Annotated in this window: 17 protein-coding genes; 5 read left to right on the forward strand and 12 right to left on the reverse strand. The window is 62.2% G+C overall.

All coding sequences use genetic code 11. The annotated features are described in order from the left end of the window. Window positions 1–24: 24 nt before the first annotated feature. Window positions 25–609: an ArsR/SmtB family transcription factor gene (locus ACIQXM_RS04910; RefSeq protein ID WP_400928420.1), complete on the reverse strand. Its 585-nt coding sequence runs from the start codon at window positions 607–609 to the stop codon at window positions 25–27. Between the two features lie 74 nt (window positions 610–683). On the opposite strand from ACIQXM_RS04910, the gene ACIQXM_RS04915 reads away from it, so the two are divergent. Next, window positions 684–1,937 (forward strand): MFS transporter, encoded by a 1,254-nt coding sequence (locus ACIQXM_RS04915; protein ID WP_400928422.1) that lies wholly within the window; start codon window positions 684–686, stop codon window positions 1,935–1,937. A gap of 85 nt (window positions 1,938–2,022) precedes the next feature. Here ACIQXM_RS04915 and ACIQXM_RS04920 read toward each other — a convergent pair whose 3' ends face one another. From ACIQXM_RS04920 to ACIQXM_RS04950, 7 genes are all read right to left on the reverse strand, one after another. Next, window positions 2,023–2,475, reverse strand: a complete 453-nt coding sequence (locus tag ACIQXM_RS04920) for a hypothetical protein (protein WP_400928425.1) — start codon at window positions 2,473–2,475, stop codon at window positions 2,023–2,025. Between the two features lie 112 nt (window positions 2,476–2,587). Continuing rightward, window positions 2,588–3,862: an MFS transporter gene (locus tag ACIQXM_RS04925; RefSeq protein WP_400928428.1), complete on the reverse strand. Its 1,275-nt coding sequence runs from the start codon at window positions 3,860–3,862 to the stop codon at window positions 2,588–2,590. A 32-nt stretch (window positions 3,863–3,894) separates the two neighbouring features. After that, complete coding sequence (gene argE / locus ACIQXM_RS04930) at window positions 3,895–5,067, reverse strand: acetylornithine deacetylase (protein ID WP_400928430.1); 1,173 nt, start codon at window positions 5,065–5,067, stop codon at window positions 3,895–3,897. A gap of 169 nt (window positions 5,068–5,236) precedes the next feature. Next, window positions 5,237–5,866, reverse strand: a complete 630-nt coding sequence (locus tag ACIQXM_RS04935) for a hypothetical protein (RefSeq protein WP_400928432.1) — start codon at window positions 5,864–5,866, stop codon at window positions 5,237–5,239. Between the two features lie 56 nt (window positions 5,867–5,922). Beyond that, the gene (locus tag ACIQXM_RS04940) at window positions 5,923–6,630 is read right to left on the reverse strand and encodes a sortase domain-bontaining protein (RefSeq protein WP_400928435.1); all 708 of its coding nucleotides are present in this window, start codon (window positions 6,628–6,630) and stop codon (window positions 5,923–5,925) included. A gap of 24 nt (window positions 6,631–6,654) precedes the next feature. Further along, window positions 6,655–7,431, reverse strand: coding sequence for a hypothetical protein (locus ACIQXM_RS04945; protein ID WP_400928437.1), 777 nt, complete (start codon window positions 7,429–7,431; stop codon window positions 6,655–6,657). Between the two features lie 317 nt (window positions 7,432–7,748). After that, on the reverse strand, window positions 7,749–8,645 hold the full coding sequence (locus ACIQXM_RS04950) for a LysR family transcriptional regulator (RefSeq protein WP_400928440.1): 897 nt from the start codon (window positions 8,643–8,645) through the stop codon (window positions 7,749–7,751). Window positions 8,646–8,810: 165 nt separating this feature from the next. Between ACIQXM_RS04950 and ACIQXM_RS04955 the strand changes: the two genes are divergently transcribed. Further along, a complete protein-coding gene (locus ACIQXM_RS04955) occupies window positions 8,811–9,692 on the forward strand; it encodes a DMT family transporter (RefSeq protein WP_400928443.1) in 882 nt (293 codons plus the stop codon). Here ACIQXM_RS04955 and ACIQXM_RS04960 read toward each other — a convergent pair. Next, the gene (locus tag ACIQXM_RS04960) at window positions 9,669–9,923 is read right to left on the reverse strand and encodes a hypothetical protein (protein WP_400928446.1); all 255 of its coding nucleotides are present in this window, start codon (window positions 9,921–9,923) and stop codon (window positions 9,669–9,671) included. The genes ACIQXM_RS04955 and ACIQXM_RS04960 overlap by 24 nt on opposite strands. 179 nt (window positions 9,924–10,102) lie before the next feature. On the opposite strand from ACIQXM_RS04960, the gene ACIQXM_RS04965 reads away from it, so the two are divergent. Further along, window positions 10,103–10,564: a hypothetical protein gene (locus ACIQXM_RS04965; protein ID WP_400928448.1), complete on the forward strand. Its 462-nt coding sequence runs from the start codon at window positions 10,103–10,105 to the stop codon at window positions 10,562–10,564. Here the strand turns inward: ACIQXM_RS04965 and ACIQXM_RS04970 are convergent. Continuing rightward, the gene (locus ACIQXM_RS04970; protein ID WP_400928451.1) at window positions 10,468–11,043 is read right to left on the reverse strand and encodes a GNAT family N-acetyltransferase; all 576 of its coding nucleotides are present in this window, start codon (window positions 11,041–11,043) and stop codon (window positions 10,468–10,470) included. The two genes, ACIQXM_RS04965 and ACIQXM_RS04970, sit on opposite strands and share 97 nt — an antisense overlap. A gap of 83 nt (window positions 11,044–11,126) precedes the next feature. On the opposite strand from ACIQXM_RS04970, the gene ACIQXM_RS04975 reads away from it, so the two are divergent. After that, window positions 11,127–11,747: an ArsR/SmtB family transcription factor gene (locus ACIQXM_RS04975; protein WP_400928454.1), complete on the forward strand. Its 621-nt coding sequence runs from the start codon at window positions 11,127–11,129 to the stop codon at window positions 11,745–11,747. Then, window positions 11,744–11,956, forward strand: a complete 213-nt coding sequence (locus ACIQXM_RS04980; RefSeq protein WP_400928457.1) for a hypothetical protein — start codon at window positions 11,744–11,746, stop codon at window positions 11,954–11,956. The genes ACIQXM_RS04975 and ACIQXM_RS04980 overlap by 4 nt, the downstream gene beginning before the upstream one ends. Window positions 11,957–11,980: 24 nt before the next feature. Here the strand turns inward: ACIQXM_RS04980 and ACIQXM_RS04985 are convergent, their stop codons facing one another. Both ACIQXM_RS04985 and ACIQXM_RS04990 read right to left on the reverse strand, forming a co-directional pair. Beyond that, window positions 11,981–12,628, reverse strand: a complete 648-nt coding sequence (locus ACIQXM_RS04985; protein WP_400928460.1) for an MBL fold metallo-hydrolase — start codon at window positions 12,626–12,628, stop codon at window positions 11,981–11,983. Next, a complete protein-coding gene (locus ACIQXM_RS04990) occupies window positions 12,629–13,714 on the reverse strand; it encodes an S-(hydroxymethyl)mycothiol dehydrogenase (protein WP_400928463.1) in 1,086 nt (361 codons plus the stop codon). Window positions 13,715–13,871: the final 157 nt, after the last annotated feature.

Below are 13,871 nucleotides of genomic sequence, written 5' to 3' on the forward strand. Positions count from 1 at the left end.
CCCGTCACCCGTAGGTGCAGAAACTCAGCGCACCGGTTCAGGCCCGACTTCGCCGTGGCCATCACTTCGATCCGCTGTCTTATGCAGAATGAACAGGCCTCCGTACGAGGGCTGACCGGAACGCTGCCGGTCGGTGTCCGTGTAGTCGCTGAGCACCGCGTGGACCCGGGTGGCGAGTTCCTCGGCGTCTTGCGGGGAGAGATGCAGCACGAAGCGTGAAAGGTTCGCGAGTGCGCCCGGACCGGCTTCGGTCAATTCCTCCCGCAGCGCGTCCAGCGGGGCGAAGGGTCCCTCCGGGCCGGCATCATGCAGCGCCGTATCCAGGTTCCATGATCGTCCTGTCGAGCGGTATGGCTTTTCCAAGGCGCCGCTGACGCCTGTGCGGACCTCGGCGGGCTCAAGGAATCCCGCGGCGAGCAGCTGCCGCACGTGATAAAGAACGGTCCCCGGATCGTGTCCCAAGCGGTCAGCCAGCTGTTTGTTCGTCAGCTCGTCCAGCCCGCACAGGCGAAGTATCCTCAGCCGCAGCGGATGAGCCAGCGCCTTGATTTCCTGAGCGTTGGCAGCGGGCTTCTTCCGTTTCGCGTCCGGCTGTTTCGAGTCGGTCATGGGTCCATCCTACGTGCTGTTTATTAAAATCAATCCCCTTGAATTTTCTAAATCACTGTGTCATCGTTCAGCCCATGACGAATAGCGCCCAGCAGGCGAAAACCACGGACGGGGTGCCCCTCGGTGCTTCCTTTTGGAAGCTGTGGACCTCATCGGGGCTGTCCAATCTGGCGGACGGGGTCTTCAAGATCGCCCTGCCGCTGATGGCGATTCAGCTCACGCAGTCTCCGACGCTAATCGCCGGGCTCAGTGTCGCCGCAACCCTTCCGTGGCTTCTCTTCGCGTTGACCGCCGGAGCACTGGCAGACCGATTGGACCGGCGGAAGCTGATGCTGTGGGCCAACTTCAGCCGCGCCGTCCTGCCCGCTTTGCTGATAGCGGTGATCCTCCTTGACCTCGGATCCATCTGGGCTCTGTACGTCATCGCCTTGATGGTGGGGGTGGCGGAGACCCTGTACGACACCTCAGCTCAATCGATCCTGCCCCAAGTGGTGCATAAACATCAGCTGTCACGCGCCAACGGGCGGCTCTACGCCGTCGAACTCACCGCCAATCAGTTCATTGGACCGCCATTGGGCGGGCTGCTGGTGGGCATTGGCGTGGTGGCGGGCTTCGCCGTTCCGGCAGCCCTGTGGCTTGCAGCAGTCGGCGGTTTGCTCCTGCTGCTAGGCAGCTTCCGGATAGAACGGGACGAAAAGACGACGCTGCGGTCCGACATTGGGGAAGGACTGAAGTTTCTCTGGAATCAGAAGATTCTTCGCACACTCGCCGTGATGACCGGGGTCGTCAACTTCACGTCCAGCGCGGCCTTCGCCGTCCTCGTTCTGTTCGCCGTGGGGCCCGGCTCAGAAATGGGGCTGTCCGAAGTCGGGTTTAGTGTTCTTCTGACGACATCTGCTGTCGGTGCCTTCGCGGGGTCATTCATTGCGGAGTCAGTGGAGGCGAAACTGGGCCGGTCAAAGTCCCTGGCGCTCGCTGTCCTTGGCTGCGCTCTGTTCGTGGGCGCACCGGCACTAACCAGTAACGCTTATGTTCTGGGGCTCGTTCTCTTCGTGGGCGGCATGCTGATTGTGCTCTGGAATGTCATTACGGTCTCGCTGCGTCAGCGCATCGCCCCCAACCGGTTGTTGGGCCGCGTCAACAGCGCCTACCGTCTTCTCGCTTGGGGAACCATGCCCCTTGGGGCGGCAGCCGGGGGAGTGCTGGCCCAATGGTTCGGTCTCCACATCATGTTCGGCGTCATGGGACTGCTCACCCTCGCGCTGTTGGTGATGATGCCGCTGCTCAAGGACAAAGCCATCACCGCCGCTGAGACGGACCACGGCTAAACCGGGTTGAGGTGAATGCTTCGGAAACAGCAGGCGGGTGAAAATCCTGGTGCGGATGAGGAAGCCTCCCGTGATACGAACCGCGTTAATCGGCGGTTATGCTCACTTCTCGGCCAAGGATCATGGTGATCAGGTCCTCTAGAGTTCCGTGGCACTTCTCCACTTCAGGGAGGTGGTAGAACGTGCTGGTGGTCCCGGGATTGTTGATGACTTCGGCCGGGGAATGCAGAATTATCCTTCTGCCTTGAGCGATCGCGATGCCAAGCTCGACATGCGTGCCCTTCCCGCCCGGAAGGAGGACGACGACGACGTCGGCGCCAATCACTGCCGCCAGCTCATGTTGACCGATGGAGCTCAGATTATCGAGGGTGACGGAACTCCCATCGAGCGCAGACGCGTTCTGGGTCCAGTCGTAGGTGTTGACGTAGCCCTTGCTTTCCAGGGTTTGCGCGATGTACCGGACGTTGACGATATTCCTGAAACTCGACGCAACATAGAATCTTTGCAACTTCTGCCTCCTGGTGGGAATTGCGACCATTGTTCCTCACTGAGCAGGCCCCCCAACGGCGAAGGCCCCGCTTCGCTGCGAATTGACAGAGAAGCGGGGCCTACCGGGGATTGGAAGTGAACCAATCCTTGATGCTCAGTCCTTAGGGCTGGTTGTAACGCGTTCGCACGAAGAACAAGCCGACCAGGGAAATCACGGCGATGGCCATGTAGTAAAAACCCGGTGCGCTCAGGGACCCGGTGATATCCAACAGCCATGTCAGCACGAGCGGCGCAATACCACCCAGCAGCGTCACTCCGACGTTGTAGGTGATGGCCAGCCCGGTTCCCCGAATTGCTGCCGGGAACAGCGAGGAGAGCAAAGCAGGAAGCGGTCCAAAGTAGAACGCCATAATCACGCCAAGCAGGCCGATGACGATCACAAGTGTTGGAACCGTTGGGTTGGTGACCAGGAGCTGGAACAGCGGCCAAGCAAGGAGCAGGGCACCTACGGCGGCATAGGTCATCACCTTTGCGGGTCCCACCCGGTCCGCCAGATGGCCGACAAAGGGCACGCCCACGAGGGTAACAAGACCGGCAACCACGCCGCCGAGGAATGCCGCGGTTGCGGGTATTTCCAGGTTCGTCACGGCAAAGGTCGGCATGTAGAGAATCATGTAGACGGAAATGGTCGCAACACCGATCACGGCAGCACCGGCAAGCAGGCGCCCATAATGATCGACGATCAGTGTCTTCACCGGAGAGGAAACCTTTTCACTGTGAATGAAATCCTCGGTTTCCGAGAGCCTGGCGCGGATATAGAGTCCCACCGGGCCAATGAGCAGGCCGACGAAGAACGGCACACGCCAGCCCCAGCTGTTCAGCGCATCTTCGGAGAGCCCCTCGGTCAGTGCGAAGCCAAAGGCTGAGGCCAGCACCATCGAGGCGCCCTGGCTTGCTACCTGCCAGGAGGAATAGAACGCCTTCTTATGCGGTGCGGTCTCAATCAGAAATGCTGTCGCAGTGCCAAATTCGCCGCCGGCGGAGAAACCCTGGATGAGGCGTGAGAGCAGGATAATGACCCCGCCCCACATGCCCACCATTGCGTAGGTGGGTGCCACCGCCATGATCAGCGTGCCGACCATCATCAGCATCAAGGTCAGCGTCAGCGCACTCTTGCGTCCCTTGCGGTCCGCGTAGCTGCCCAGCACCATGCCGCCCAGCGGGCGGACGAGGTAGGAAATGGCAAAGGTGGCAAAAGTGAGGATCAGTGCGAACGCAGGATCCGAATCCGGGTAGAAGTTTTTGGCAATGACGGTTGCGAAGGTTGCGTAGACGATGATGTCGAACCACTCAAGGGCGGCACCAATCGAGCTGCTGATCACCGCCTTCTTCGCGTCTTGAAACTGTTTCGGGGTAATTGTTGCTGTTGCGCTCATAAGGTGCTCCTGGCGGGCGTAAGGGCTGCAGATTATGCGGTGAGTGATTCCACAAGGCTGTCGATGAATGATTCGCACGCGGCGATCTGTTCCAGATCGATGAATTCATCAGGTGCATGCGCCTGGGCAATGTCGCCGGGACCGCAGACAACCGTGGGAATGCCCGCGTTGAAGAACAGCCCCGCCTCGGTGCCGTAGGTTGCCTTGTCCGGGCTCGGCGTTCCGCCAAGTTCAGCCGCCAGGGAGACTATCGCGGCCTCGGCGGGGGTATCGAGCCCGGGAGTCTGGGCCAGCACGGTGAATTCGACGCGCGCTTCGGGGTTCTGGTCCTTCATAAGGGCTTCAATGCGCTGTGCCTCGGCACGGAAGTTCTCAATGAGCTCCACCGGGTCATCGGCACCGATGGAACGGAATTCAAAGTGAAGCGTGCATAATGCCGGGATGGTGTTAACCGCGATGCCGCCCTGAATCTGGTTTACCGTGGTGGTGGTGTAAGGGACGATGAAGGCTTCATCAGAGGCACCGGCGCCGGCGAAATCCTTGGCCTTGGCATCAACAAATGCCGCAAAGTCGGCGGCGGCGGCAATCGCATTGACGCCCTGAGTGGTCAGTGAGGAATGTGCTGCAATACCGTGGAAATCCACCTTGATGACATTGACCGATTTGTGCCCCCGGACCACGCGCATGGAGGTGGGCTCCCCGACGATGGCACCGCGCGGCTTCAAGCCGCCGGCAGTGATGGCCGCTACCAGATCAACCGCTCCAATGCAGCCGACTTCCTCATCATAGGAGAAGGCCAGGTGGATGGGTTCACTGAGTTTGGCCGCGACCATAGAGTCGAGCCTGGTCATCACCACGCCAATAAAGGCTTTCATGTCACAGGCGCCCCGGGCATAAAGCTTGCCGTCGCGGATCTGCGGGGTGAACGGATCGGAGCTCCAGTCCTGTCCGTCGACCGGAACAACATCGGTGTGTCCGGAGAGCACAATGCCGCCGGTCCGCGTGCCGTCATCCGCGGGAATGGTGGCCAGCAGATTTGCCTTTTGCCCAGTCGCATCGTGGATGAGCTGTGATTTGATGCCCAGAGCATTGAGGCGTTCACCCACATAGCCGATCAGCGGAAGGTTGCTGTCGCGGCTGACTGTTTCAAAATTGATCAGTTTGGTAATTTCCTCAAGCGCTGCATCGCTCGGTGTGGGTGACATGTTTTACTCCTGGTATTCATCGAGCAACTGCTCAGATGTCCGCATTTCAGCGAACGGCTAGCCGAGAGTCTTTCATTTTGCGCGATCCTTGTCACACTGCCCTGGATTCGTGACGTCATACTGTCCTTGAGCATCACGGACTTTGCCTTCTTCTGCAGCAGTTCCCACGTCAGTGGTGTTCAACCCAGCAGGCCAGAATGGTCGTGGAGAGCTGGTAGGCCAAAGCGTTCCTGGTGATGCCCTCGGGCCCCAAAGTGGCGGGCAGCCCTGAGGCATCGACCTTGAGAACGAAGCTGTCTTTTTGGAAAACAGCGGATCCGTCGGCAGTTTCATAGGCCGGGAATCCAAGGTTGGCGAGGCCCTCGATGGGTGTGGCATCCCGGGCCAGAGCCTGCATCGCCTCAAAATAGGTCAGTGCCATCGTCTGGTCGGGGGCTTCCTGAACGGAGATTTCCAGTGCCCCCTCCTGCAGATGGTAGGTGCAGGTGAAGGTGTCATCGACCCAGTCGTCGACGGTGTGCGGGTCCTGCTCCAGGTCCAATATGGAGGTGAGTCTTTCCATGGGCTGATCTCCGCAGACCATCAGTGCGGCGTCACTGGGACCGTCGATCGTGGGGGATGCCAGGGAAGGGGAGCCATGCTGGTGGCCGTCCCCGTGTCCGGGGTCAGCGGCAGCCGAGGCGGTTGCCGAACTTGCGGCGGGGGCATTTTCACCGTTGGTTCCGGCAGCCGGCGCACAGCCGAAGAGAAGCAATGATGCGAAGGCCAGGGATGGCAGCGCGAGGGACCGATTGTTCATTTTCCTGTCCATTCCTGCCTGCTTTGCGCGTTCCAAAAGAGGGAAGCGTTTAGTCGTCAGGCTTTTAATGTGGCGTAGATGACGTAGTTATCGTCGAAGAGTCCGGTGTCGGGGTCATAGCCGTCACAAGTAATAAGCCGCAGCTCGGCTCCCGGAGTATTGCCGTAAACCTCAAGGGTGGGGAATTCATTCTTGCTGTAGAGGGCACCGCGCTCCACGGTAAATACTGCGACGCTCCCGTCGGCTCGATAAACATCGATTTCAGTTCCGGGCGTGAGCTTTCTGAGATCTGCAAAGACTCCCGTATTCCCGCCGAGCGCATTCACATGACCCAACATCACGGACGGGCCGCGCTCTCCCGGGGTGGGGGAACCGTTGTACCAACTCGCAGGTGCCCCGTTGCCGGTGTCCTCCGGGACCTCCAAAGAACCGTTGTCGCGCAGCCCAAGATGGAGAAGATCCGTCCGGACCCCGATTGAAGGAATACTCAGGGTTACCGGAGCGGACTCGCCCAGTACCGGAAATTGTTCCTGCGCCGGGACACTCGGAGTGACAGACGGCGGGACGGAAGGGGCCTGCGGCGGGGACGTGCTGCCCGCTTCCGCCGAAGCAGAAGCAGAAGCAGAAGCCGAAGCCGGCGCAGAAGGTGAGGGTCCGACGTCGGCAGTTCCGGAGGCGCATCCGGCCAGCGACAGCAGGAGCAGAATCCCGGACGCCGCGAATGCCAGAGGGCCTCCGCGGCGTCCGGGCTTCTTGATGGTCATCGTATGGAGCCAGTCAGCCCGGACTTAGGCTGCTGTGCCGTTGCTGCGACGGCGAATGACATAGGCTCCGCCTGCGAGGGCTACGAGGGCCAAGCCGCCGCCGAGGGCGAGAGCTCCGGCGTCGCTACCCGTTTCCTGGGCGACACCGGTGTCAGCGCCGCCTGAGGGCATCTCCATCTGCCCCGCCGTCAGCGTCCCGCACAGGGCTGGAGACGTGGCGGCCAGGGGAAGCGTGGGAGCCAGATCGCTCATAGCTGCCTGGCCCGCGGGACTCAGGGTTGCCGGATCAAGACCGTGGACGACGACGACAGCAGTGCCTTCCTCCAAAGAGGCCTTGGTTGCGGCGTCGATGTCGAAGGTGCGGTCAACCGTGTAGGCGCCGCCTTGCCCGCCGACCTTGAGGTCAAGTCCGGCGGCGGGACTGGTGTCACCACTGGTGGACAAGGTGGTGAGGATGTCTCCGTAGAACGGAGCACCTTCAGTAGTTGAGATGACGCCGTCGCCGTCTTTGTCTGCCGAAGGTGCAGGGCACAGGCCCTGGGACCCGCCGTGGATGTGCTGGACGTGGGGATAGGGGGCATCCATGAAGGTCTCGGGCATCCCCGAAACGTTCAAGACAACGTGGGCCTGGTTGCCCGTAACGTCAACAGTGATGTTTCCGGAGCCCGTGCTGCCGTTGAGCTGGCCCAGGGTGGACTGGTAATGGTCGGCACCGTCATGAGCCATGGCGGGGGAGCCCGAAAGGGCGAGGGCAGCCAAAGCCAGAGTGGGAACTGCCATAAGCCGAAGTGACTTATTCATGGAAAATCTCCTTATTCAGGGGCGTGTGATGCTGGGTGCCCCCGCAAAGGGGACATCCATGCTTCGGAACCACGCCTGAAAAGGATGGGTGCAAATATGATGCAAACCACAAATGCTCCTGAGGGCTCCTCGTCCGGGAGGAGGCGGCAAGGGAAAGTGGAGGCGCTGACCCGGCCGGGCCTTGGGCGACGAGCAGCATTACTGCCATTCACCGGCAATGGAAAGGGCTTTATGCAATGCAGAAATATGGTGTCTGCAAATAATCCTCAAACAACACCACCGTGAGCCAGCTAACTGCGCACCTTTGATACCCACGCTCAGGTGGAGGTCACGATATGTTTCAGAGCGGTGACAACCTGCTGGACCGCGGTCCTGTGGAGGGTCTCCGGGCGACAGAGGAGGTCTACGTGTCTGGCGAGCGGCAGATCGTGGATTGGCTTGAGCAGCACGCCGCTGCCTGGAGGCGGGGATGCGGTGCGCCGGGGCATCAGCGCGATGGCAGGGCCGGCAGCCACGATCGCGGCTGCGATGAAGAATTCATTGATCCGGTGCGTGATGTTGAGGGGACGCCCTGCGTGAACGGCAATAGCCTGCAAAGCCGGCATGAGCGGAAAACCGTCCTGGACTGACACCCAGTCTTCATCGACAAGGTCAGCGACGCTGACGCTTGGTGCCCCGGCGAGCCGGTGACGGTCCGACATGGCAACGTCCAGGGGCTCCCGCAGCAGCGGAAGGACGCTGATTGATTCCGGCCAGGGTTCGCTGTGCTGAAGGCGGTGCGCGATGACCAGGTCATAGTCGGCAGCGAGGGCAGGGAAGCCCTCCTGGCCCACGTCGCGGTCGTAGCAGATCAGCCGCGGGTTTCCTTCTTCAGACAAGGTTTGCAGCAGGGGGCGGAAGTAGGTGAGACCCGCGCTGTTGAACGCGGAAATGCTGACGGTGGCACGGGGGTCTTGCAGGTAGCGGGCTACGGCCTGCTCGGCGGAGCTCATGGCAACGCTGATTTCCGCTGCCGCCTGAGCCAGGGCCTGACCGGCATCCGTGAGGACCAGGTTCCGTCCCCGCCGTTCGGTCAGGGGAACCTCCACTCGACGCTGCAGCGCTGTGAGCTGCTGGGACACAGCTGACGCAGAGACGTGGAATGCGCGGGCGACGGCGGCGAGACTGCCCCGCTCACCCAGCTCCCTCAGTAGTCGCAGCTGATGTAGATCCATAAGGATAAGCTAAACCAAGATTTCAGAATTTGCCCTCTTGTCTTACGAATTGGTTGATATGAGACTCGAGTGGTGCCTTCTTTGATACTTAATGCAGCAGCGAGCGTACGCGGCGAACGACGACGCAGGGTTTTCTCACTTCTTGCTGCGCGCAAAGTAGACCTGTTGCTGCTCCTGGTCGCTATCGTGTGGGGCAGCAGCTATCTGGCAGCAAAAACCCTCACCGAGACGGTTGGCGTGACCGTACTTCTCTCGCTGCGTTTCCTGATCACCACCCTTGCGCTGGTGGTGATCTGGCTGATCTGGAACCGCCGCCGGACGACACGCCGCGAAGCTGCGGTCGGCGTCGTTCTGGGCTTTACCCAGGCGGCAGTGCTCATCCTCGAAACCCACGGGATTGCAGGCACCAGTGCCACCAACGCCGGACTGATCATCAGCCTCGTCATTGTTTTCACTCCCGTCACCGAGAGCATTGCCTTTCGGGTGAAGGTGCCGCGCACGGTATTCGTTGCCGGCGTCATCGCGGTGGTAGGGGTCTGCCTGCTCGTCTCCGGCAGCGGGTTCGCCGCACCCAGCCCGGGGGACATGCTCGTACTCGCTGCAGCTGTGGTGCGCTCCATCCACGTCACCGCAGTCTCAGGTCTCACCCGGGGGCGCGGTTACAGTGCCCTGAACCTGACCGTAGCTCAAAGCGCGGTCTGCGCCGTCGTCTACACCGCCGCAGATTATCGAGGTGTATTCAAGGCAGTGCAGGGCTTCGACGCACATGAATGGATGGGCGTGCTCTACCTCGGGCTGGCGTGCAGTGTCTTCGCGTTCCTGGTCCAGACGTGGGCCATCCAACAAACATCAGCATCCAGGGCCAGCCTGCTCATGGGAACCGAACCCATTTGGGCCGTCCTCATAGGAATCACCCTTGGCCGGGAGTCCCTTGCACTGCTGGGCTTGATCGGGGCAGCGCTCATCATTGCCGGCACGCACCTGGGCCTCAGAGCGGAAGCACGTCACCGAACCCGGACAGGACTAGCGGACGCCCCGGTCATTTAGCTGCAGGCGCCGGGGACGCCGGGCCTGACGCAGCGGCGGAAGCTTCCCGGCGGGCCCGAAGATGCAGAACCCGATCATCAGGTAGGCAGCTCCATAGCCGGGCAGCAGCCTGAGCGGCGGCACCTGCGACAGCCCGAACAACAGCAGTGCCACCGAGACGACCATGACGCACACGGCGGCGAAGGTCCACGGGCGCTGGCTATGGTCCGGTGCGGCATCCTCCAATGTCATATGTGGCAATCTACCGGTTTCGATGCTGCGGGGATGGCCGCGTCCTTAGCGGCCCAGGTGCAGGAGTGGATGAACGCAATGCGCGGAGGGGTGCACTCCGCTATTGGGCCCGTGGGCTGGGTCCTTCTCAGCTGATACCGGATGTGCCATGATGACCAGCAAAACATACGGGGGATGCAATGACGCGAAAGAACCGAGTTGCTGTAACCGCCGCTTTTCTCATGCTGGTGCTGGGAACATGCTCGGCCTGCAGCGCCGAGGAGGCATCCGCTGACGGTTTGCCCTCCGTCAGCTCCTTGGAAGAGGCCCGGCAGGCCGTGTCCGGTCAGCTCGAGTGCCAGTCAGACCCGCCGCCGCCCACTGCTGCTGTTATGGGCGCGGACGGACAGGTGCCGGCTGAAGCGGTGAAGTGCACTCAAACCGTGGAGATCTTTTACTTTGACTCATCAGGTGCACGGGACGAGGCCTACACGGTGCTGGCTGACGCCGCGGGCAGTGCTGGTTCCGTCTATTTCGCAGAGGGTAAAAACTGGTTTGTCGTTGACTACTCCGAGGTGGGGATCGGTGCCGCAGATCCTGAACCCATGGACCTCTCAGCCCTGTCCGAGCCGCTCGGCACCCGTTTCACTGAGGTGAAATAAGGATGCGCGTGTAAGAGGTTCGGGGGATCTCCAAGCGCCTTGCTGAACAGCACATAGTCGCCGTCCCGGCCCGTGGCTTCGTAGCCCGCTGCCTCGTAGAGGAGGCGGGCCTGGTTGTTCCGATGAACACCAAGCTTCGCCACGCGTGCTCCGGTCGGGTGAGCACTTTGCTCGAATGCCTCCAGCAGCAACCGCCCGAGCCCCCGGCGGCGATGGCTGTCAAGGATATGGATCGAGGCCAGGGTGGCACTGTCACCCTCGAGAGTCCACATCGCATACCCGAGCTGCCGCCCGTCGTCGTCGACACAGAACAGCGTCCGGGGAAGGCACTCTATCCAGAACTCAAGGTTCAGGTCCAGGGCTGCCAGCCACCCCTGATGCGCATCCGGCTCGACGGTCTTCATGTACTCGAGTTCCTTGCGGAGGATGAAGGGCAAATCGGATACTTCAGCGGGCCGAAGGCGCGTTGGTGCGGTCATGAAACTGAGCATCTCACAGCTGGCGCCGCAAGCTATGCAAAGAAAAGTTTGCAAATAAACCTTTGCACTGGCATGCTGTCTATATGAACGCAGATCCAGAAGTCGGACAACCCCCGGCCCACCTTGGGGACCGGGCTATCGACGGCCCCGTCCTTAAGGCCCTTGCGCATCCGCTGCGGGTGCAGTTGCTGGACATTCTTTCCCAGCACGGGCCCCAGACAGCGAGCAGCATCGGCAAGCGTCTCGGGGAATCCAGCGGCGCAACGAGCTACCACCTGCGGCAACTGGCCCGGCACGGTCTTGTCCGCGAAGTTCCGGACCGGGGTTCGGTACGCGAACGGTGGTGGGAACGCACACCGGGCGCACTGACGATCAGCACGCCCGGTGCGGAACAGGACCCGGCGGTGCGGGAAGCGGCCCGGCAGGTCAGCGGCTACTTTGAGCGCGGACGCGCGGAATCACTGGCTGCTTTCATGGCGAGCGACGCAACGGAGCTGCCGGACGAGTGGTCCCAGGCTGCGACGATCAGCACGCTCAATGCCTACTTCACCGCGGACCAGCTCAGGGCGCTCACCCGGGACATGGAAGCGGTCCTGCGCGAGAAACTCGAGACCTACCGGAACGATCCGGCAACACCCGGGGCGCGCCCCGTTCAGGTGCACTTCAATGCATTTCCACTCATCGATACACAGGAGCCCGCATGAGTTCCACAGTCCTCGCGTACTCCCGGCCCGTCTCTTCCCATGCGGGACTCACCGCCCGCGCCCTGATCTGCCTGGGCACTGCTTTCATTTCTGTTGGCTCCTGGCTCGCCCGCCCGGAGCCACCCGAAGCAGCACTCTTCCGGGAGCATATTGAGCGCCGGACCGATGCCCTTGCCGCCGCCCACAGCGGCCAGTACCTGCTGCTGTAGGAACCGGCCGCGCAGGGCAGCGGATCAGTGGCCGCGGGCGATCCATTCCTCCAGCTGCGGCGCCTCGGCGCCAACGGTGGTGGCGTCACCGTGGCCGGTGAGCACCCGGGTCTCCGACGGCAGGGTCAGCAGCCGTTCCCGGATGGACTTGATGATGGTGGGGAAGTCGCTGTAGGACCGGCCGGTGGCGCCGGGACCGCCGGAAAAGAGCGTGTCCCCGCTGAAGACCACCGGGGAACCGTCACCGGGCGCACCGGCAGCCAGCAGGAAGCACACTGATCCGGGGGAGTGGCCGGGGGTGTGCAGGGCCTGCAGCGTAATCCCGGCCACCTCGTAGATGTCGCCGTCCTGGATTTCGTCGTCGGGCGCTTCCTCGGGGAACACCGCATCCCAGAGCATCCGGTCCGCAGCGTGCAGGAAGACCGGGGCGCTGAAGCGTTCCCGGGCTTCGCCCACGGCACGGATGTGGTCGTCATGGCCGTGCGTGAGCAGGATGGCCATGACTTCCCGGTCGCCGACAGCGGCAGCCACGGAGTCGACGTCGTGCGCGGGATCGATAATGATCACCTGCGAGTCGTCACCGACGATCCACACGTTGTTGTCCACCTCCCAGGTGCCGCCGTCCAGGGAGAACGTGCCCGAGGTGATGACGTTGTCGATGTTCACGGCCATTTAGAGGACCACCACGGAGCGCAGGACCAAACCGTCATGCATCTTGGTGAAGGCTTCTTCAATGTCGCCCAGGCCGATGCGCTCGGACACGAAGGCATCCAGGTCCAGGCGGCCCAGCTTGTACTGCTCCACCAGCATCGGGAAGTCACGCGACGGCAGGCAGTCGCCGTACCAGGAGGACTTCAGCGAGCCGCCGCGGCCAAAGACATCGGCCAGCGGCAGTTCAATCTTCATCTCCGGGTTGGGCACGCCCACCAGGACCACGCGGCCGGCAAGGTCACGCGCGTAGAAGGCCTGCTTGTAGGTTTCGGGGCGGCCGACGGCGTCAATCACCACGTCTGCGCCGTTGCCGCCGGTGAGGGCACGGATGGCCTCGACCGGATCTTCTTCCTTGGAGTTGATGACGTGGGTGGCGCCCTGCGCCTTCGCCAGTTCCAGCTTCTTCGCGTCAATGTCCACGGCGATGATGGTGGTGGCTCCGGCGAGCTGCGCGCCGGCAACAGCGGCAATGCCCACGCCGCCGCAGCCGATGACGGCTACGGATTCCCCGCGCTGGACCTCGCCGGTGTTGATGGCGGCACCGATGCCGGCCATCACGCCGCAGCCGAGCAGGCCCACTGCGGCGGCATCGACGTCGTCGTCCACCTTGGTGCACTGGCCGGCAGCCACGAGGGTCTTCTCAGCGAACGCGCCGATGCCCAGGGCGGCGGTCAGCTCGGTGCCGTCCTCCAGGGTCATCTTCTGCGTGGCGTTGGCAGTGTTGAAGCAGTACTGCGGCTGGCCCTTGCGGCACGCACGGCACTCGCCGCAGACGGCGCGCCAGTTCAGCACCACGCGGTCGCCGGGGGCAACTTCGGTGACATCGGGGCCGACGGCGGAAACCACGCCGGTTGCCTCGTGGCCGAGCAGGAAGGGGTAGTCATCATTGATGGCCCCCTGCTTGTAGTGCAGGTCCGTGTGGCAGACACCGCAGGTAAGGATATCCACCAGTGCTTCTCCGGGGCCGGGATCCGGAACCAGGATGGTCTCCAGCGAGACCGGGGCGTTCTTTTCCTTGACGACTACTGCCTGAACCTTGTGAACCATATGCGTTGTGCTGCCTCTCGGGGGTGTCCGGGCGGGACACCGATATCCGGCATCCCGCGTTCCATCCTATGAAGCGGGACGGATTTGCGCGAAGTTGACGTGGGCTGAGCTTGGAGGCTCAGGGGGTCTGCCAAGCATCGGGAAGCGGTAGGGGCCG

It is taken from the genome of Arthrobacter sp. NPDC097144 (assembly GCF_044762205.1).
Lineage (GTDB): Bacteria > Actinomycetota > Actinomycetes > Actinomycetales > Micrococcaceae > Arthrobacter_B.

Excerpts from the sequence above, each read along its gene's own strand:
- ACIQXM_RS04910 (WP_400928420.1), bottom strand. The coding sequence starts at position 609 with ATGACCGACTCGAAACAGCCGGACGCGAAACGGAAGAAGCCCGCTGCC.
- ACIQXM_RS04920 (WP_400928425.1), bottom strand. The coding sequence starts at position 2,475 with ATGGTCGCAATTCCCACCAGGAGGCAGAAGTTGCAAAGATTCTATGTT.
- ACIQXM_RS04980 (WP_400928457.1), top strand. The coding sequence starts at position 11,744 with ATGAGTTCCACAGTCCTCGCGTACTCCCGGCCCGTCTCTTCCCATGCG.
- ACIQXM_RS04960 (WP_400928446.1), bottom strand. The coding sequence starts at position 9,923 with ATGACATTGGAGGATGCCGCACCGGACCATAGCCAGCGCCCGTGGACC.
- argE (WP_400928430.1), bottom strand. The coding sequence starts at position 5,067 with ATGTCACCCACACCGAGCGATGCAGCGCTTGAGGAAATTACCAAACTG.
- ACIQXM_RS04970 (WP_400928451.1), bottom strand. The coding sequence starts at position 11,043 with ATGACCGCACCAACGCGCCTTCGGCCCGCTGAAGTATCCGATTTGCCC.
- ACIQXM_RS04965 (WP_400928448.1), top strand. The coding sequence starts at position 10,103 with ATGACGCGAAAGAACCGAGTTGCTGTAACCGCCGCTTTTCTCATGCTG.
- ACIQXM_RS04925 (WP_400928428.1), bottom strand. The coding sequence starts at position 3,862 with ATGAGCGCAACAGCAACAATTACCCCGAAACAGTTTCAAGACGCGAAG.
- ACIQXM_RS04935 (WP_400928432.1), bottom strand. The coding sequence starts at position 5,866 with ATGAACAATCGGTCCCTCGCGCTGCCATCCCTGGCCTTCGCATCATTG.
- ACIQXM_RS04990 (WP_400928463.1), bottom strand. The coding sequence starts at position 13,714 with ATGGTTCACAAGGTTCAGGCAGTAGTCGTCAAGGAAAAGAACGCCCCG.
- ACIQXM_RS04950 (WP_400928440.1), bottom strand. The coding sequence starts at position 8,645 with ATGGATCTACATCAGCTGCGACTACTGAGGGAGCTGGGTGAGCGGGGC.
- ACIQXM_RS04975 (WP_400928454.1), top strand. The coding sequence starts at position 11,127 with ATGAACGCAGATCCAGAAGTCGGACAACCCCCGGCCCACCTTGGGGAC.
- ACIQXM_RS04945 (WP_400928437.1), bottom strand. The coding sequence starts at position 7,431 with ATGAATAAGTCACTTCGGCTTATGGCAGTTCCCACTCTGGCTTTGGCT.
- ACIQXM_RS04915 (WP_400928422.1), top strand. The coding sequence starts at position 684 with ATGACGAATAGCGCCCAGCAGGCGAAAACCACGGACGGGGTGCCCCTC.
- ACIQXM_RS04940 (WP_400928435.1), bottom strand. The coding sequence starts at position 6,630 with ATGACCATCAAGAAGCCCGGACGCCGCGGAGGCCCTCTGGCATTCGCG.
- ACIQXM_RS04985 (WP_400928460.1), bottom strand. The coding sequence starts at position 12,628 with ATGGCCGTGAACATCGACAACGTCATCACCTCGGGCACGTTCTCCCTG.